Source organism: Kocuria sp. SL71 (assembly GCF_026672465.1).
Taxonomy (GTDB): domain Bacteria; phylum Actinomycetota; class Actinomycetes; order Actinomycetales; family Micrococcaceae; genus Kocuria; species Kocuria palustris.
The window spans coordinates 2696362-2713639 of sequence record NZ_JAPPRE010000001.1 but is presented as its reverse complement, the minus strand read 5'-3'; the positions used below and the strand labels follow the sequence as shown (position 1 = coordinate 2713639).

Here is a 17278-nt window from a genome sequence, read left to right as displayed (position 1 = left end):
TGCTGTCGGACCCGGTTCCTAGCGTGTGAGCCATGAGGTCGACGGCATGAGCACCAGGTCCAAGCGCAGCTCCTCGGGATACCGCTGCACGGAATGCGGGTGGAGCACCGTCAAGTGGGTGGGCCGCTGCGCCGAATGCCAGGCCTGGGGGACCATGGAGGAGGTCGGCGAGCACAAGGCCCGCACCACCCCGGCCCGCTCGATCGCCGATCCCGCCAAGCCCATCGCCCAGGTGGATGCCACCCAGGCCACCAGCGTCCCCACCGGCGTCGGAGAGCTCGATCGCGTCCTGGGCGGCGGGCTCGTGCCCGGCGCGGTGATCCTGCTGGCCGGTGAGCCCGGCGTCGGCAAGTCCACCCTCCTGCTGGATGTCGCGGCTCGCGTGGCCCAGGGCACCGCACCGCGCGGTCCGCGCTCGGTCCTGTACATCACGGGAGAGGAATCCGCGGCCCAGGTGAAGCTGCGCGCCGACCGCGTGGGCGCGCTGGCCGATTCCCTCTACCTCACCTCGGAGACGGATCTGTCCACCGCACTGGGACAGGTGGAGGCCCTGTCGCCGGAGGTCCTGGTCGTGGACTCCGTCCAGACCCTGGCCAGCGCCGAGGTCGACGGCTCCGCCGGCGGCGTGACCCAGGTGCGGGAGGTCGCCGCCTCCCTGATCGCCGCGGCCAAGTCACGGGGCATGACCGTGCTGCTCGTGGGGCACGTGACCAAGGAGGGGACCATCGCCGGGCCCAGGCTGCTCGAGCACCTGGTGGACGTCGTCTGCCAGTTCGAGGGCCAGAAGCACTCGAGCATCCGGCTGCTGCGCGCCGTCAAGAACCGCTACGGCCCCACCGACGACGTCGGCTGCTTCGAGCTCGTGGACAGCGGGATCCGCTCGGTCTCGGATCCCTCCGGGCTGTTCGTCTCGCGCACCGCGCATCCGGTGTCCGGGACCTGCCTCACCGTGACCATGGAGGGGAGGCGCCCTCTGCTGGCGGAGGTGCAGGCCCTGCTGGATCAGTCCTCGACCGCCCAGCCGCGCCGTGCCACCTCCGGGCTGGACGGCTCGCGGGTGGCCATGCTGCTGGCCGTCCTGCAGCGCCGCGCGGGGGTGGGTCTGGCCTCCATGGACGCCTACGTCTCGACCGTCGGCGGGGTGCGCCTCAGCGAGCCCGCCGCCGACCTGGCCACTGCGCTGGCCCTGGCCTCGGCCGCGCAGGACAAGCCCCTGCCCCAGCGCCTGGTGTGCTTCGGGGAGGTCGGGCTGGCCGGAGAGGTCCGGCCCGTTCCGGGGATCGAGCAGCGCATCCGGGAAGTCGCCAGGCTGGGCTTCACCCACGCCGTGGTCCCGGCCAGCCCGCAGGGGCTCAGCAGCATCCCCGACGGCTTCCGCGTCCGCGAGGTCACCAGCCTGGTGGAGGCCCTGCAGATCTTCTTCCCGCCGTCCTGACCTGTCTCACTTCAGGGTGAACTCGACCGGCTCCGCGGAGTCCTCGCCCAGCGAGACCTCCAGCTCATAGCCTCCGGCCGCGGCGTCCTCGAGATCCTCGGCGCAGCCTTCCGCCGAGCGCTGGCGGTTCCACTGCATCCGGGCGCTCTCCTTGCCCCCGGCCTCGAGCTCGATCGGACGGTCCTGGCCGTCGATCTGGCAGTGCTTCGAGTCGAAGACCGTGTCTGAGCCGGAGGTGACCGTGAAGTCCATGCGCGCGGTGCCGGCATTGACCATGCAGGGGTCCTCGCCCGTGTTCTCGATGGTCATGATCAGGATCGGGTCCGCGTCCTCGGCGTAGGTCTCGTGGTCCGTGGACCCCGTGATCTTCAGGGCATCGCCGCAGGCCTGTGCCGCCGGGCCGCTGGCGCCGTCGGTGGTCTCGTCCTGCGGGCGCGCGGAGAAGCCGTCGAAGGGATCCTCCGACTGCGCCGCCTCGGTGGCCGCCGCCTCGGGGTCCTCGGCCGTCTCCGAGCCGCCGGTGAGCGCGTTCACCGACCAGATGCCCACCGCGATCAGCAGCAGCACCACAGCCGCCGGGACCAGCAGGCGGGTCAGCCGCTGCGGATCACCGATCCAGCTGCGCCACCGCGGCTGCCGAGCCTCCGGTGCCTCCGCCCAGTCCTCGTCGTCCCAGTCCTCGGCATATCCGCGCTCGTCGTCCCAGTCCTTGGGATAGCCGTGCTCGTCGCCCCAGGCGTCGCGATCGTGGTCGTCATGCAGCCTGCGGTCAGGGCGCGCACCGCCTGCGGGCTGGCCGTGACGACGTCCCGCTGAGCCGCGCCGCTCCTCACGGTCCAGGTCCCCGCCGCTCAGCTCCTCGACACGACCGCTCTGGGCTCGGCGCTGGTGCTCAAGCGCATCGCTGGGAGCGGCCTGCTCCTCGATGAAGCCGCCCCGGCGGCGCGGCCCGGGCGTCGTCGCGCAGGCTTGCCGGTGGCCCAAGCAGGCAGCAGGTCGTCCTCCGGTGCAGAGGCTGCGCGCGAGGAGTGCGGCTGAGGGGCCCCGAAGTCGTCGGGGACGTCATCGTCGTCCGGCAACTGGGGACCGCGCGGGCCCGGGCCCACCGTGGACAGCTCCTCGGCGGAGTGCGGGATCAGGTGGTGGTCGTCCTGATCGATGGGGTCGTCGTCGAGGCCCTCGAAATCCAGCGGGTCCTCGGAGGACCGTCTGCGACCGGTGCGCTGCGGCGAAAACCGCGTCGCGGGCTCGGAGCTCGAGCGCGTCCGGGGCTGCGATCGTTCCTCGGACGGGGTCTGCGGCGCCTCCTGCTGCTCGGCACGGCGGCGGCGCCGGTGATGCTCGGGAGTCGTGGAGGCTCCGAGATCCGGCAGATCGAAGTCCCAGGGGGCGTCCCTGCGCCCGTCATCCGCGTCGTCCCGTGCCATGGCCTCCAGGCTACAGTGGCGCGATGCCCAGCCCGCACATCGCCGATCCCTCACCTCAGGATGCTCAGCGACTCGCGCAGATCCGCGACCGGATCGCCGCCTGGTACGCCAGCGACGGCCGCGACCTCCCCTGGCGCTGCCCCGAGCGCACCGCCTGGGGCGTGCTGGTCTCGGAGATCATGCTCCAGCAGACTCCCGTGGTGCGCGTGCTGCCCCGCTGGCTCGACTGGATGCGGCGCTGGCCCTCCCCCGCCGACCTTGCCGAGGCGCCGACCGCCGACGTCCTGCGCGCCTGGGACCGCCTGGGCTATCCCCGACGGGCCCTGCGGCTGCAGGCCGCCGCACAGGCGATCGTCGCGGACCACGGCGGCCGCGTGCCGCGCGAGCACGACCAGCTGCTGGCGCTGCCGGGCATCGGGGCCTACACGGCCGCGGCGGTCTCGGCCTTCGCCTTCGGCGAGCGCCAGTGCGTGATCGACACCAACATCCGACGCGTGCACGCTCGCCTCTTCTCCGGCAAGGGGCTGCCGAGCCGGTCCCTGACGGCAGCCGAGACCCGTCTGGCGCGGTCGCTGCTACCCGAGCAGCGCGCGGCCTCGGTGGTGTGGAACCAGTCCGTGATGGAGCTCGGCGCCCTGATCTGCACGGCTCGGTCTCCGCGCTGCGACCAGTGCCCCGTGCAGGATCTCTGCGCCTGGATCGCAGCCGGTCGCCCGGAGCCGGAGGAGGCCCCGCGGGGACAGTCCTGGAAGGGCACCGACCGGCAGGTGCGCGGCGCGGTCATGGCGGTGCTGCGCGCCGCGGATCAGCCGGTCCCGGAGAGCTGGCTGACGCGGGACCAGCAGGTCACCCTGCCGCGCGGCGCGAGTGCGGATCTGGCCCGCCCCCTCGAGGCCCTGCTGACGCTGGAATCCCCCGTCGAGCAGCGACAGCGCGCGGTCGACGGCCTGGTCTCCGATGGCTTGGCCCACCGCCGCGGCGACAGGATCGCTCTGCCCGGCTGATCCCGACCGGTCTGCGCGGTCCCCGTCAGAGCGTGAGGATCATCCGGGTGTTGCCCAGCGTGTTGGGCTTCACCCGGGCGAGGTCCAGGAACTCGGCCATGCCCTCGTCATGGGAGCGCAGCAGCTCCGCGAAGACGTCCGGGTCGATCGGGCGCTGATCGGCCATGACCCGGAAGCCCTGGCGCTGGAAGAACTCCACCTCGAAGGTCAGGCAGAAGACCCGCTCCACCCCCAGCCTGCGCGCCCGCTCCAGCAGGGCCTCCACGAGCCGCCACCCCACGCCCTGCCCGCGCACCCGCGGGTCGGCGGCCAGGGTGCGGATCTCGGCGAGGTCCTGCCACATCACGTGCAGGGCCCCGCAGCCCACGATCCGGGCCGAGGTCCCGCTGGGCGACGGCTGCCCGTAGGCGATCCCGGACTCGTCGACCAGGGCCGCGCCGGAGGGGTCGTCGTCCACGAGCTCGGCGATGAGGAACTCCTGGATGCCCTCGTAGTACGCGACGGTCTCCTTGATCACCAGCACGCCCTCCTGCGCCAGCGGACCCACGAGGGCCTTGATCGCGTGGACGTCGCCCGTGGTGGCAGGGCGCAGGCGCAGCTCGAGAGTCATCCGGAAAGTGTACGACCGCCCGCGACCCTCGCCCTCGCCGGGGCCCCGGCCGAGCCCGGAGAGCGCAGACGACGACGCCCTCCCCGAGCTGAGCTCGGGGAGGGCGTCGTCGCAGGGATCCAGGCGGATCCGCTCGTGCTGGGCGATCAGACCGTGGTCGGGCCCGACTCCGGGCCGTGGCCGGGCTCGGGGGCCTCGGCGCCAGCCGATCCGGTGTCGCCGTCGGTGCTGTGCGGGACGTTGGTCCCGGAGGGCACCTCACCCGGCACCAGGTCGGGATCCTGAGCCGAGCCGTCCTGGTCGTCGTCGGAGAACTCCGTGTCCGGCAGCTCGGACATGGCCACCGACGAGAACGTCAGCTTGGCGTCGTCGCCGTCTCCGTCCACATCCACGGAGACGCGCTCGCCCTCCTTGATGTCGCCGAAGAGGATCTTCTCCGAGAGCGTGTCCTCGATCTCGCGCTGGATCGTGCGGCGCAGCGGACGGGCGCCCATGGTTGGGTCGTAGCCGCGCTTGGCCAGCACCTTCTTGGCGGCGTCCGAGACCACGATCGACATGTCCTGCTCGCGCAGGCGCTCCTGGAGACGGGCGACGAACAGATCGACGATCTGGACGATCTCCTTCTCCTCCAGCTGCGGGAACACGACGATCTCGTCCACGCGGTTGAGGAACTCGGGGCGGAAGTGCTCCTTGAGCTCGTCGTTGACGCGCTGCTGCATGCGCTCGTAGTTCGTGGTCGAGTCGTTGCCCGCCTGGAAGCCCATGGGGACGCTGCGCGAGATGTCCCTGGTGCCCAGGTTCGTGGTCATGATGATCACGGTGTTCTTGAAGTCCACCACGCGGCCCTGCGAGTCGGTCAGTCGACCGTCCTCGAGGATCTGCAGCAGCGAGTTGAACAGGTCCTGGTGCGCCTTCTCGACCTCGTCGAAGAGCACGACGGAGAACGGCTTGCGGCGGACCTTCTCGGTCAGCTGGCCGCCCTCCTCGAAGCCGACGTAGCCGGGAGGAGCGCCGAACAGCCGCGAGACCGTGTGCTTCTCCTGGTACTCGGACATGTCCAGCGTGATGAGGGAGTCCTCATCGCCGAACAGGAACTCCGCCAGCGACCTGGCCAGCTCCGTCTTGCCGACGCCCGTGGGGCCGGCGAAGATGAACGACCCGCCGGGGCGCTTGGGGTCCTTGAGGCCCGCACGCGTGCGTCGGATGGAGCGGGAGAGAGCCTTGATGGCCTCCTCCTGGCCCACGACGCGCTTGTGCAGCTCCTCCTCCATGCGGATGAGGCGGCCGGACTCCTCGTCGGTCAGGCGGTACAGCGGCACGCCCGTGGCCGCGGAGAGCACGTCCGAGATGACATCGGGGGTGACCTCGGCGACCTGGTCGCCACCCTCGCGCCAAGCGGTGTCCTTGTCATCGCGCTCGGACAGCAGCTTCTGCTCCTGATCGCGCAGCGAGGCGGCCTTCTCGTAGTCCTGGCCCTCGATCGCCTCCTCCTTGGCCTGCTTGACCTTGGCGATGCGCTCGTCGAGCTCCTTGATCTCCGGCGGGGCCGTCATGCGCTTGATACGCAGGCGGGCACCGGCCTCGTCGATCAGGTCGATCGCCTTGTCCGGCAGGAAGCGGTCCGAGATGTAGCGGGCCGACTGGTGCACGGCGGCCTCGAGGGCCTCATCCGAGATCGACACGCGGTGGTGCGCCTCGTACTTGTCGCGCAGGCCCTTGAGGATCTCGATCGAGTGCGCCTCGGAGGGCTCGTCGACCTGGATCGGCTGGAAGCGGCGCTCGAGCGCTGCGTCCTTCTCGATGTGCTTGCGGTACTCATCCAGCGTGGTGGCGCCGATGGTCTGCAGCTCGCCGCGGGCCAGCATGGGCTTGAGGATCGAGGCGGCGTCGATCGCGCCCTCTGCGGCACCCGCGCCGACGAGCGTGTGGATCTCGTCGATGAACAGGATGATGTCGCCGCGGGACTTGATCTCCTTGAGCACCTTCTTGAGGCGCTCCTCGAAATCGCCGCGGTAGCGCGAGCCGGCCACGAGCGAGCCGAGGTCCAGCGTGTAGAGGTGCTTGTCCTTGAGCGTCTCCGGGACGTCGCCGCGCACGATGGCCTGGGCCAGGCCCTCGACCACGGCGGTCTTGCCGACGCCCGGCTCGCCGATCAGCACCGGGTTGTTCTTGGTGCGCCGCGACAGGACCTGCATGACGCGCTCCATCTCGCGGGCGCGCCCGATCACGGGGTCGAGCTGGCTCTCGCGGGCCGCGGCCGTCAGGTTGCGCCCGAACTGGTCGAGCACAGCCGAACCCGCGGGGGTGCCCTCGCCGGAGGTGCGAGCGCCTGCGCCCGCGGTCTCCTTCTCCTCGCCGCCGGACTGGTAGCCCGAGATCAGGTCCAGGACGGTCGAGCGGACCTTCTGCGGCTCGGTGCCGAGCTTGGTGAGCACCTGGGCGGCCACGCCCTCGCCTGCGCGGATGATGCCCAGCAGGATGTGCTCGGTGCCGATGTAGTTGTGCCCGAGCTGCAGCGCCTCGCGCAGGGAGAGCTCCAGGACCTTCTTCGCCCGCGGCGTGAAGGGGATGTGCCCGGAGGGGGCCTGCTGGCCCGGGCCGATGATGTCCTGGACCTGCTCGCGGGCCCCGTTGAGGGTGATGCCCAGCGAGTCCAGGGCCTTTGCGGCGACGCCCTCGTTCTCGTGGATGAGGCCCAGCAGCAGGTGCTCGGTGCCGATGTAGTTGTGGTTGAGCATCCTGGCCTCCTCCTGGGCCAGGACCACGACCCGTCGGGCCCGATCGGTGAATCGTTCGAACATGGATACTCCTCAGTCGATGTTTGGCACCGATGCTACGCACGCCGGAGGGTCTCGCCGCCATTGTTCGCCACCGGCGAGACGACCCCGCACTGCCTCCCGCAGGATCCTTCTGACAGGCGGCCGGAGACAGCGGCGCTCAGGGCACGGCGGTCCCCGAATGAGGAATCCCCGCACGTCCGGAAGGACGAGCGGGGATCCGCACAGCGATGGAACGGCAATCTCAGATCGAATACCTGCGGGCATCCTCCACGAGTTCGTTTCCGAAGCGACCTGAGATTCTCGATTCGGTGATGAATCCCTCAGGCCGCGCGCGCTCACTTGTGAGCGGCGTAGTACGCGTCCTGGACCTCCTGGTGGATGCGGCCGCGATCGGAGACGTTGTAGTTGTTCTCCTTCGCCCAGGCACGGATCTTGGGGGTGTCCGGATTGGCGCGGGTGCCCGAGGACTTCGCAGCGGGGCGGCCGGCCTGCTTGGCCTGAGCCCGGCGGGCCTTGCCCACGTACGGGCGGATGGCCGCGCGCAGCTTGTCCGCGTTGGCGGAGGAGAGGTCGATCTCGTACTGCGCGCCGTCCAGGCCGAAGCGGACGGTCTCGTCCGCGGGGCCGCCGTCCAGGTCGTCCTCGAGAATGATCTTCACGGTCTGCGCCATGTGTGGAGCTCCTTCAGCATCGATTCGATGTGCTCGTGCGGTCAGGAGATCCGCGGAGCCGATTCCGGGCCCGATCACAACGAATTGCGCACTCAGGATCCCCTATTGCCCGCAACTATAGATATCGGATGCCGCTGAAAGCAATTCCCCGGCTCGGAGAAGCCGGGGAATCGGAGAAGAATCAACTGCGCGGTGCATCCTGATGTTCATCGGATCCGCTCCGAGCGGAACCGCGTCCGCCGGATTCCCGCGCCTTCAGATCCTGATACCACTTCTCGGCATCGGCCTGATCGCGATTCACGGCCTCCTGCGCACGGCGCTCACCGCGATCGGCCCGGAACAGGGCCCGCATGGTGAACCAGAAGATCAGCCCCACCCCGATCGAGGGCAGGAGCACAGCGATGTATTCGCCCATGGCGGATCAGTCCTTCTCGGGCTTCATCAAAGGGAACAGGATCGTGTCGCGGATGCCCAGATCCGTGAAGAGCATGATCAGACGGTCCAGGCCCAGCCCCATTCCGCCCATGGGCGGGGCGCCGTGCTCGAGGGCGCGCAGGAAGTCCTCATCGAGCTGCATGGCCTCGTCGTCGCCGGCCGCGGCCAGGCGGGACTGCTCGGTGAGCCGCTCGCGCTGCACCACCGGGTCGATCAGCTCGGAGAACGCGGTGCCGCGCTCCATGCCGCCGATGATCAGGTCCCAGGCCTCGATGACGTCCGGCTTGTCGCGGTGCGGCCGGGCCAGCGGCTGGGCCGCCGGCGGGTAGTCGCACACGAACGTGGGCTGGATCAGCGTGGGCTCCACGATCTCTCCGAAGAGCTCGATCACGAGCTTCTCGGCACCCCAGGCGGGATCCACCGAGACGTCGTGCTCGGCGGCGATCGTCCGCAGCGCCTCGGCGGGGGTCTCGGGCGTGATCTCCTGTCCCACGGCCTCCGAGAGCCCCGGGTAGACGCTCAGCCACGGCCACTCGCCGCGCAGGTCGATCTCGCCCTTGGCGGTGGGCAGCGGACCGTCGATCCCCAGGGCGTCGGCGGCGGCCACGATCATGCGCTGCATGAGCTCGGCCTGCGAGAACTGATCGCCCCAGGCCTCGTAGACCTCCAGGGTGGTGAACTCCGGGGAGTGCGTAGAGTCCACGCCCTCGTTGCGGAACACCCGCCCGATCTCGAAGACCCGCTCCACCCCGCCCACGACGGCGCGCTTGAGGTAGAGCTCCGTGGCGATGCGCAGGGTCATGTCCTGATCGAACGCGTTGAGGTGCGTGGCGAACGGACGGGCCGTGGCGCCGCCGTGCACGAGCTGCAGCACGGGGGTCTCGATCTCGATGTAGCCCTCGTCCTCGAGCGTGCGGCGCACCGCGGAGATGATCGCGGCCCGCTTGTGGACCACGTCGCGCGCCTCCTGGCGCACGAGCAGGTCCAGGTAGCGCTGCCGGACGCGGGTCTCCTCGCTGAGCTCGGACCCCTCGTAGAGATTGGGCAACGGCCGCAGGGCCTTGGAGGCCATCTGCCAGGAGGTCACCATGACGGAGAGCTCGCCGCGGCGGGAGCGGATCACGGTGCCGGTGGCGGCCACGAAGTCGCCCAGGTCCACCAGGGACTTCCACTCGGCCAGCGACTCCTCGCCCACGACCGCCTTGGAGAGCATGAGCTGCAGCTGGACGCCGTCGCCGTCCTGCAGGGCCGCGAAGCACAGCTTGCCGGTGTTGCGCACGAACACCACGCGCCCGGTCACGGAGACGATGTCCTCGGTCTCCTCGCCGGTCTCCAGATGCTCCCAGCCGTCGCGGACCTGGGGCAGCGTGTGGGTCCGGGGGACCTCGACCGGGTAGGCCTGGCGACCCGTCTCGAGCAGCGCGGCGCGCTTGTCCATGCGGAACTGCCGCTGCTCGTCGCTGCGGGCGGCCTCGACCGCGGCGGACGAGGACTCGGGTGCGGGGCTGGCTGCGTTCTCGCGCGTCTGATCAGTGGTCACAGTCCCCCAGGATAGCCATCGGCCCGGGCGCCGTCGCATCGGCACCGGGCTCCGCACAGCGGTGAGAGCCGCCTCACAGACGCGGCGCCGCCTCGATCTCCCGGTTGTCGATCAGCCGCGTGGTCCCCACCCGCGCCGCCACCAGGGCCAGGGCTCCGGGGCGCGGCGGGATCTCGCTCAGGGTCTCAGGCTCCACGACCACGAGGTAGTCGAGCTCCACCGTGCGCCCGGTGCCGATCGGCTCCTCGTCGATCCGACGGCGGGCCTCCGGCAGGTCGATCTCCCCGAGGGCGAGCTCCCCCAGCGTGCGGGAGAGCACGAGCCCGGCCCGACGCTCGTCGTCGTCCAGGTACGCGTTGCGCGACGACAGCGCGAGCCCGTCCGGGGCCCGCACGATCGGGACCGGCCGGATCTCGACGTCCAGGTTCGTGTCGCGGACCATGCGCTGCACGATCAGCAGCTGCTGGGCGTCCTTCTGCCCGAAGTACGCCCGCAGCGGCTGCTCCGTGCGTCCTGAGACCAGGCTCAGCAGCTTGTTGACGACGGTGACCACGCCGTCGAAGTGGCCGGGGCGCGAGGCTCCGTCCAGCACCGTCCCGAGCCGCCCCGAGCTCACGGTCACCAGCGGGTCCCCGCCCGGGTACATGTCCTGGAGGCCGGGAGCGAAGACCAGATCGACGCCCAGCCCCCCGAGCAGCTCCAGGTCTGCCTCCAGGTCCGACGGGTAGCGCTCGAAGTCCTCGTTCGGTCCGAACTGCAGCGGGTTCACGAAGATGGAGACGATCACCAGGTCGTTCTCCTCGCGGGCCCGGCGCACCAGGTGCGCGTGCCCCTCGTGCAGCGCACCCATGGTCGGCACGAAGCCGATGGACAGCTGCGCTCCCCGCCGGGCGACCTCCCGCCGCACGGCGGCGCGCAGCTTCTCCGGCTCGCGCACCACGACGGGGTCCGACGATTCCGCGGAACCGCGCGGCGCCGAGGCATCGGCCGCCGGGAAGCCGCCGAGAGCGGCGGCGCCCTGCCCGACGGCCGCGTGGGCGCTGCCGGATCCCTCGCTCCGGCTCCGGCCCAGCGCCTCGAGGACCTGCGCGTGCTGGGCCTCGGTGAGCATGCCGCGGTCCCGGGCTCGGTCAGCCGTCAGGGCCGCGAGCGCCCGGTAGGCCCGGTCGATGTCCTGCTGACCGGTGCCCAGGGCGTGCTCGGCCAGGGTCTGGCGGTGCTCGGCCACGATTGCCGGCGTCGCCACGGGCCACCGGGCCGGTCAGCGCCGACTCCCCTGCCGACAGCGCATTGTCCAGGGTGGCCCGCGCCAGGGGTCCGAGCACGCGCTCCGGCTGCTCGAGTCCCAGCTCGCCCAGCAGCTGCAGGGCCTGGCCGGTGATCGTGGTGAGGTGGTTGGCGCCGTGGGCCAGGGCCGCGTGGTAGATCGGCCGGTCGGCCTCGGCGATGACCACGGGCTCGCCGCCCATCTCCATGACCAGCGCCTGCGCGATCGGCAGCACCGCCGCCGGGGCGGTGACACCGAACGCGCAGCCGCTGAGCCGCGGCAGGTCCAGACTCAGCCCGGTGAACGTCATGGACGGGTGGATCGCCAGCCCGATGGCTCCGGCCTGCCGCGCCGGCTCCAGGACCTCCACGCCCCAGCGGCCGGCGGTGTGTGCCACGAGCTGCCCGGCCTGCCAGTGCCCGGTCGCGGCCAGTCCGCTCACCAGGTCGGCCAGCTGATCGTCGGGAACGGCCAGCAGCACGAGCTCCGCGCGCTCCACGATCTGCTGCGGGGTGAGGATCGGGACCTCGGGCAGCAGCAGCTCGGCACGCTCCCGGGAGGCCTCCGAGACGGCGGCGACCCCCACCACCCCGTGCCCGGCGGCACGCAGCGCGGCTCCCAGCACCGCCCCCACTCGCCCGGCGCCGATCACGCCGACTCCCAGGCGCCCGGGGCGGTTGGCGGCTTCGCTCACGGTCTTCTCCTGTGTGGTCTCGGGTCTAGCCGGTCTGCGGGTCTCTGGGCCGACGCCCGCTGCGGCGGTCCCGACGACTCCTGCGACGGTGCTGCTGCGACGTTCCGGCGCAGCGCCACCACCCTATGACGGGCGGTGCGCTCGCGCGCACGCTCAGCCCCTGGCGCCCACGAGGGTGTGCTTCTCATGCGCTCGCAGCGACTGCTCGGACACGAAGCGCTCGGCGACCTCCCGGTCCATGGCCATGATCATGGGGCTGACCGGTCCCTGGATCGAATGCAGGCTGACGTCCGAGAGATCCAGCCAGCGCGCCAGCGGCCCTCGCGAGATCTCCATCGACTGGATCTTCCCGTGCGGGACCAGGCAGGCGTTGCGGGAGAGCCTGCCGTCGATCGTGACGACCTCACGCCGCGTCACCGCGAAGCCCCGACGACGGCGCACGACCCAGGAGATGCGCGCCGCTCGGCGCGGCGAGATCGTGAACCGGGACTCGGGATCCTCCACGAGATCGGCCGTGAGGCCGTAGCGCGCCGTCTCGAAGGCCTCGCGCGACTCGTCGGCGCCCAGCGCCTCGGCGAGCATGATCGCCAGGTGCTCGTCGGTCGCCACCGGGATCAGCGTGGTGCGCCCCGAGCCGTTCATCTCCTCGGCGGGATCGCCGTAGCCAGCCACGTTGATCGCCACGCGACTCCAGCCCGGGCGCCGCCACAGCATGGGGCGGTTCACCTTCAGCGCCTGGATCCGGCCCGTGGGCACGGTCTGGGAGACCGTGCTGAGCAGCCCGTAGCGCAGCCGCAGACCGCTGTCGGTGCGGTAGGCGCTGAAGCCCCAGGTCTTCTCGAGGCGCTGGAAAAGCGAGACCACCAGTCCCACGACGACCGGGATCCAGCCCGCGAAGGCCGCGCCCATGAACTCGGGGAAGAAGATCAGCGCCGCGAGCGCCGCCGCCCCGACGACCACGAGCATCACCATGGACGGGCTCAGGGCCCAGGACAGCAAGACGCGGCTCACGGGAACGCGCAGCAGCAGCTGCTCTGCGCTGTCGTCCTGAGCCGCGGCCGGGACAGCGGCTCGCGCCCAGGGCAGCGCCGCCTCGGCATCGCCGGCCCCCGCAGGGGCCTCCGGCTGCGGACGGCTGCGGGAGAGCAGCTGGGAGCGCAGCCGTCGTGCGTGGGCATGGGTCAGGTAGCGCAGCACGACGGCCGACTCGCCGGCATCGGCGACCTCGAAGCTCAGCTCGGCCAGGCCGAAGATCCGCGCGCCCAGGGGCCGCCGGATGTCGAGGGCCTGGAGGCGATCCAGGCGGGTCTGGCGCTCCTGGCGGGCCAGGACGCCCTGGCGCAGGCGCACGTGGGTGTCGGTGATCTGATACGTGGTGAACCACCAGGCGACCAGCGAGAACAGGGCCACGACCACCAGCAGGCCCACGACGACCACCACGCCCACCAGCAGCAGCACGAGCCACAGGACGGTGCCCTCGAGCATCGAGGCCCAGCCCGGCAGGCCCTCGGCGGAGTCGGTGAGACCGGGGCCGTCGCCGCGGAAGAAGCCGTCCATGATGTTGGACAGCAGCACTCCCAGGACCGCGAGCACCACGATCCAGCCGCGGATCAGCGGCGAGAGCGGGTGGAGGCGGTGCCAGTCCTCGGCCGAGTCCGGCTGATGCGCCTCCACCGCCGGGGAGGCGCCCGTCGGCTGTGCCTCCGAATGCTGCGCAGGGCTGCGATCGGACATCTGCTCGCCCCTCACAGCTCGATCAGGCGGGCTTCCCCGCGCTCGGTGAGCCTCTCGCGCAGCCGCCTGGCCTCTTCGGCGGTGATCCCCGGCAGCTCGGCGTCGGTCTCCGCCGAGGCGGTGTGCAGGGTGATCGACGACAGCCCGAACATCCGCAGGATCGGTCCGCTGCTGACGTCCACGTACTGCATGCGGCCGTAGGGCACCACGACCAGCGTGCGGACCAGAAGGCCCTTGCGGACCATGAAGTCATCCGCGTCCTCGCGGTAGCCGTAGGAGCGCACGCGCCGCGGGGTCAGCAGGACCTGCACGAGGCACAGCACCGCGACCCCGAGGGGCCACGGCAGCACGGCCCACCACGAGGCCTCGCCCCACACGCCCACGAGCTTGAGCACGAGCGGCCAGCCCACCGCCGCCGCGAAGATCAGATAGCCGATCACCTCCGAGATCACGCGCACTCGGATGTACCTGGGGTCCAGCCCCTTCCACTGTCCGTCCTGGGGGCCGGGGGCCGGCAGGGTGGCAGGATCATCAGCGCGCAGCCTCGGAGCGCCGTCGGGCTCATGGGTCATGATCGAGATGCTCCTGATCGAGAAGATGACGGATCAGCACCCCACAGTAAGGGGCCTGCCAGCGCACGCACATCCTCCGTGCGAGGGATCCCTGCCCTCCGGAGGCGCGAGGCTCAGTCGCGCCAGCGGGCGAGCCCGCCCTCCTCGGCCGTGCGGCCCCGACCGCGCTCGGCGGCGCCGTCGGCCTCCGCGTCCGGGTCCTCCGGCGGGATGCGGCAGAAGCGCTCGACGATCCACCCGACGACGGCCAACGCGACCCCCACGCCCGCCTGGAACAGGCAGCGCCACGACGGCCCCTGATCCGTGCGCAGGGAGATCAGCGCGGCCTGGTCCACGGCGAGCATGGCGTGCCAGCCCAGGCACAGGGCGCCAAGCACGGCCTGGCCTGCGCCAGGGCGGCGATCACGGTGCCCCGGTGCGGTCCATGCGGATCTCGCGGTCGCCGTCGCGCAGCCTGCGCACGCGCAGTCCGGCGACCAGCAGGATCGCGGCGAAGACCAGCAGCGCGATCCCGGAGGCCACCGGCAGGGCCAGCAGGGGCCCGTGCAGGCTCTCGGAGACCAGCTGGGCGATCCAGCCGCCCATGAAGGCGACCGCCGCGAGCACCGCGAGCAGCCGCACCGTCAGCCCCTTCACCATGTTCCTGCCTCCGTCCTCGATCCTGTCCGCCGCCGGCTCAGTCGTCCGCGGTCTCGTCCTCGCCGGGGGCGTCCTCCAGCCGGAAGGTCTGCGCCCGTACGCCCCGGGCATCCGAGGCCTGCGCCGCCAGCTCGGCGATCCTGCTCCCGGCGAGCTCGGCCTGGGGCTCGAGCAGCGCCCAGGGGAAGAGCACGAAGGCCCTCTCGTGGGCCCGCGGGTGCGGGATGGTCAGCTCGGGATCATCCATCACCGCGCCGTCGAAGTCGATGATGTCCAGATCCAGGGTGCGCGGACCCCACCGCTCCAGGCGCACGCGGTCGTGATCCGCCTCGATGCGCTGGCACAGTGCGAGCAGTTCCCTGGGCGAGAGCTCGGTGCTCAGCCGCACCACGCCGTTGAGGAACTGCGGCTGGCCGGGCGGCCCGCCCACCGGATCGGTGATCGCGATCGGGGAGACCGCCTCCACGCTCACCCCGGGGGCGGCGCGCAGCTGCTCGACCGCCGAGCGCAGCAGCTGCCCGCGGTCCCCGAGGTTGGAGCCCATGCCGATCAGCGCCCGCGGCATCAGGACCGCCCCCTCAGCACCGTCACGGCCACGTCCCGGAAGGCCACCTCGATCGGGGCGTGCGGCTTGTGCACGGTGACCTCGACAGCCTCCAGAAGGGCCTGCTCCCGCAGCAGCCGGGCCGCGATCCGCTCGGCCAGAGCCTCGATGAGATCCACCGGCGGGCCGACGATCTCCTCGTGGACGGCCTCGGCGACCTCTCCGTAGTGCACCGTGCGGGTCAGCTCGTCCGAGCTGCCCGCAGGACGCAGGTCCAGGTGCAGCACCAGGTCGACCGAGAACTCCTGGCCGTCGCGGCGCTCGTGGTCGAACACCCCGTGATGGCCCACCGCGGTGAGTCCGCTCAGCGCGATCCGATCTGCGCTCATGCGATCCCCTCCTTGCCGACGGGGCGGTTCCAGGCCCCGGCCACGGCGAGGGCGTCGACGCTCGAGGCGACGTCGTGCACGCGCACCGCCCACGCCCCGCGATCGGCCGACAGCGCCGAGATGGCCGCCGTGGCGATATCTCGCTGATCCACTGGACGCGGCTCGGTGCCGTTGCCGAGCAGATGGCCGATGAAGCGCTTGCGCGAGGCCGCCACCAGGATCGGATAGCCGGTGGCCACGAACCGCGGCAGGGCCTCCAGCAGCTGCCAGTCCTGCCGCCCTCCCTTGGCGAAGCCGAGCCCCGGATCCAGCACGAGCTTGGAGGGATCCAGCCCGGCATCGAGGAAGCGCTGGGCGACCTCATGGATCTCGCGCAGCACATCGCCCACGAGGTCGTCGTAGACCGCCAGCGAGTCCATGGTTCCGGGGGTGCCGCGGGAGTGCATGCAGATGTAGGGTGCCTGCCGCTCGGCGACCAGCGGGACCATGCCGTCGCGCACGGCCACGCCGGAGACGTCGTTGACGCAGTGCGCCCCGGCGTCCAGGGCGGCCTCTGCGGTCGACGGGTTGAAGGTGTCCACGGACAGCACGATTCCGGCATCCGACAGCTCGCGGATCACCGGCAGGATGCGCCGGCGCTCCTCCTCCGGATCCACGCGCTGCGAACCGGGGCGGGTGGACTCGCCGCCGACGTCGATCAGATCCGCGCCCTGGGAGGCGAGCTCGTGCCCGTGGGCGATCGCGGCCCGGTGGGAGTCGTGCCGGCCGCCGTCGGAGAAGGAGTCCGGCGTGACGTTGAGGATGCCCATGACGAGCGTGCGACCGGAGGGCAGCCCGCCCAGTCCCCCAGCCCAGCTCGCCGCGGACGGCAGCGGGCTGCGGGGCGACGGCCTCCGGAGGGGTGGGCTGCATGGTCGTCTCAGCCTCCCAGGATCAGGCTCATGGCCTCGGAGCGGGTAGCGGGCTCGCGCAGCTGGCCGCGCACCGCGGAGGTCACGGTGGACGCGCCGGGCTTGCGCACCCCGCGCATGGACATGCACAGGTGCTCGCACTGCACGACCACGATCGCCCCGGCGGCGCTGAGCTCGTCCATGAGGGCGTCGGCGATCTGGGTGGTCAGCCGCTCCTGGACCTGCGGGCGGCGGGCGTAGACCTCCACGAGCCGGGCGATCTTGGACAGGCCCGTGACCCGGCCCGAGGGCCCTGGGATGTAGCCCACGTGCGCGCTGCCGTGGAAGGGCACGAGGTGGTGCTCGCAGGTCGAGTAGAACGAGATGTCCTTGACCAGCACCAGCTCGGAGTGCCCGATGTCGAACGAGGCGCTGAGCACCTCCGACGGATCCTGGGCGAGCCCGGAGAACATCTCGGCATAGGCGCGGGCCACCCGGTCCGGGGTCTCTCTCAGGCCCTCGCGATCGGGGTCCTCCCCGATCGCGGACAGGATCTCCCGGACCGCGTCCCGGATGCGCGGCTGATCGACCGGGGCGAGATCGCCGGGGCCGCCGCCGACCTCGTGGTGGTCCTGCTGCTGCATCGC

At 71.4% G+C, this 17278-nt stretch carries 18 protein-coding genes; 2 read left to right on the top strand and 16 right to left on the bottom strand.

What is annotated here, in order from left to right; genetic code table 11:
- Positions 1-46: 46 nt before the first annotated feature.
- Entirely contained in the window at positions 47-1435 is a 1389-nt protein-coding gene (gene radA / locus OVA15_RS12330) for a DNA repair protein RadA (protein ID WP_024289201.1), read from the top strand.
- A gap of 6 nt (positions 1436-1441) precedes the next feature.
- Here the strand turns inward: radA and OVA15_RS12325 are convergent, their stop codons facing one another.
- Complete coding sequence (locus OVA15_RS12325) at positions 1442-2419, bottom strand: hypothetical protein (protein ID WP_268145284.1); 978 nt, start codon at positions 2417-2419, stop codon at positions 1442-1444.
- Between the two features lie 466 nt (positions 2420-2885).
- Between OVA15_RS12325 and OVA15_RS12320 the strand changes: the two genes are divergently transcribed.
- A complete protein-coding gene (locus OVA15_RS12320; RefSeq protein ID WP_259894551.1) occupies positions 2886-3866 on the top strand; it encodes an A/G-specific adenine glycosylase in 981 nt (326 codons plus the stop codon).
- A gap of 25 nt (positions 3867-3891) precedes the next feature.
- On the opposite strand, the gene OVA15_RS12315 is transcribed toward OVA15_RS12320, so the two are convergent.
- The 15 genes from OVA15_RS12315 to folE form a co-directional block, all read right to left on the bottom strand.
- A complete protein-coding gene (locus OVA15_RS12315; RefSeq protein ID WP_268145282.1) occupies positions 3892-4476 on the bottom strand; it encodes an amino-acid N-acetyltransferase in 585 nt (194 codons plus the stop codon).
- Positions 4477-4622: 146 nt separating this feature from the next.
- Positions 4623-7277, bottom strand: coding sequence for an ATP-dependent Clp protease ATP-binding subunit (locus OVA15_RS12310; protein ID WP_204782690.1), 2655 nt, complete (start codon positions 7275-7277; stop codon positions 4623-4625).
- Positions 7278-7591: 314 nt separating this feature from the next.
- Entirely contained in the window at positions 7592-7927 is a 336-nt protein-coding gene (locus tag OVA15_RS12305) for a histone-like nucleoid-structuring protein Lsr2 (RefSeq protein ID WP_006213592.1), read from the bottom strand.
- Positions 7928-8108: 181 nt separating this feature from the next.
- Positions 8109-8342 (bottom strand): hypothetical protein, encoded by a 234-nt coding sequence (locus OVA15_RS12300; protein WP_053446827.1) that lies wholly within the window; start codon positions 8340-8342, stop codon positions 8109-8111.
- Positions 8343-8348: 6 nt separating this feature from the next.
- A complete protein-coding gene (gene lysS / locus OVA15_RS12295) occupies positions 8349-9800 on the bottom strand; it encodes a lysine--tRNA ligase (protein ID WP_442786753.1) in 1452 nt (483 codons plus the stop codon).
- Positions 9801-9975: 175 nt separating this feature from the next.
- Entirely contained in the window at positions 9976-11130 is a 1155-nt protein-coding gene (gene panC, locus OVA15_RS12290; RefSeq protein WP_442786737.1) for a pantoate--beta-alanine ligase, read from the bottom strand.
- Positions 11033-11863, bottom strand: coding sequence for a Rossmann-like and DUF2520 domain-containing protein (locus OVA15_RS12285; protein ID WP_442786736.1), 831 nt, complete (start codon positions 11861-11863; stop codon positions 11033-11035). Before OVA15_RS12285 ends, panC begins: the two co-directional genes overlap by 98 nt.
- Positions 11864-12016: 153 nt before the next feature.
- Entirely contained in the window at positions 12017-13597 is a 1581-nt protein-coding gene (locus OVA15_RS12280; protein ID WP_268145276.1) for a PH domain-containing protein, read from the bottom strand.
- An 11-nt stretch (positions 13598-13608) separates the two neighbouring features.
- Positions 13609-14169, bottom strand: coding sequence for a PH domain-containing protein (locus OVA15_RS12275; protein WP_006213597.1), 561 nt, complete (start codon positions 14167-14169; stop codon positions 13609-13611).
- A gap of 113 nt (positions 14170-14282) precedes the next feature.
- The gene (locus OVA15_RS12270; RefSeq protein ID WP_268145274.1) at positions 14283-14546 is read right to left on the bottom strand and encodes a DUF3180 domain-containing protein; all 264 of its coding nucleotides are present in this window, start codon (positions 14544-14546) and stop codon (positions 14283-14285) included.
- Positions 14547-14571: 25 nt separating this feature from the next.
- The gene (locus OVA15_RS12265) at positions 14572-14808 is read right to left on the bottom strand and encodes a DUF3180 family protein (protein WP_268145272.1); all 237 of its coding nucleotides are present in this window, start codon (positions 14806-14808) and stop codon (positions 14572-14574) included.
- 37 nt (positions 14809-14845) lie between these two features.
- Positions 14846-15373, bottom strand: coding sequence for a 2-amino-4-hydroxy-6-hydroxymethyldihydropteridine diphosphokinase (folK, locus tag OVA15_RS12260; RefSeq protein ID WP_006213599.1), 528 nt, complete (start codon positions 15371-15373; stop codon positions 14846-14848).
- Complete coding sequence (gene folB / locus OVA15_RS12255) at positions 15373-15741, bottom strand: dihydroneopterin aldolase (protein ID WP_006213600.1); 369 nt, start codon at positions 15739-15741, stop codon at positions 15373-15375. The genes folK and folB overlap by 1 nt, the downstream gene beginning before the upstream one ends.
- On the bottom strand, positions 15738-16550 hold the full coding sequence (gene folP / locus OVA15_RS12250; RefSeq protein WP_268145269.1) for a dihydropteroate synthase: 813 nt from the start codon (positions 16548-16550) through the stop codon (positions 15738-15740). Before folP ends, folB begins: the two co-directional genes overlap by 4 nt.
- Before the next feature lie 110 nt (positions 16551-16660).
- A complete protein-coding gene (gene folE, locus OVA15_RS12245; RefSeq protein WP_061710971.1) occupies positions 16661-17275 on the bottom strand; it encodes a GTP cyclohydrolase I FolE in 615 nt (204 codons plus the stop codon).
- Between the last annotated feature and the right edge of the window lie 3 nt (positions 17276-17278).

Excerpts from the sequence above, each read along its gene's own strand:
- OVA15_RS12300 (WP_053446827.1), bottom strand. The coding sequence starts at position 8,342 with ATGGGCGAATACATCGCTGTGCTCCTGCCCTCGATCGGGGTGGGGCTG.
- lysS (WP_442786753.1), bottom strand. The coding sequence starts at position 9,800 with ATGGACAAGCGCGCCGCGCTGCTCGAGACGGGTCGCCAGGCCTACCCG.
- folK (WP_006213599.1), bottom strand. The coding sequence starts at position 15,373 with ATGCCGCGGGCGCTGATCGGCATGGGCTCCAACCTCGGGGACCGCGGG.
- radA (WP_024289201.1), top strand. The coding sequence starts at position 47 with ATGAGCACCAGGTCCAAGCGCAGCTCCTCGGGATACCGCTGCACGGAA.
- OVA15_RS12265 (WP_268145272.1), bottom strand. The coding sequence starts at position 14,808 with ATGGTGAAGGGGCTGACGGTGCGGCTGCTCGCGGTGCTCGCGGCGGTC.
- folP (WP_268145269.1), bottom strand. The coding sequence starts at position 16,550 with ATGGGCATCCTCAACGTCACGCCGGACTCCTTCTCCGACGGCGGCCGG.
- OVA15_RS12310 (WP_204782690.1), bottom strand. The coding sequence starts at position 7,277 with ATGTTCGAACGATTCACCGATCGGGCCCGACGGGTCGTGGTCCTGGCC.
- folB (WP_006213600.1), bottom strand. The coding sequence starts at position 15,741 with ATGAGCGCAGATCGGATCGCGCTGAGCGGACTCACCGCGGTGGGCCAT.
- folE (WP_061710971.1), bottom strand. The coding sequence starts at position 17,275 with ATGCAGCAGCAGGACCACCACGAGGTCGGCGGCGGCCCCGGCGATCTC.
- OVA15_RS12305 (WP_006213592.1), bottom strand. The coding sequence starts at position 7,927 with ATGGCGCAGACCGTGAAGATCATTCTCGAGGACGACCTGGACGGCGGC.
- OVA15_RS12280 (WP_268145276.1), bottom strand. The coding sequence starts at position 13,597 with ATGTCCGATCGCAGCCCTGCGCAGCATTCGGAGGCACAGCCGACGGGC.
- OVA15_RS12275 (WP_006213597.1), bottom strand. The coding sequence starts at position 14,169 with ATGACCCATGAGCCCGACGGCGCTCCGAGGCTGCGCGCTGATGATCCT.
- OVA15_RS12315 (WP_268145282.1), bottom strand. The coding sequence starts at position 4,476 with ATGACTCTCGAGCTGCGCCTGCGCCCTGCCACCACGGGCGACGTCCAC.
- OVA15_RS12320 (WP_259894551.1), top strand. The coding sequence starts at position 2,886 with ATGCCCAGCCCGCACATCGCCGATCCCTCACCTCAGGATGCTCAGCGA.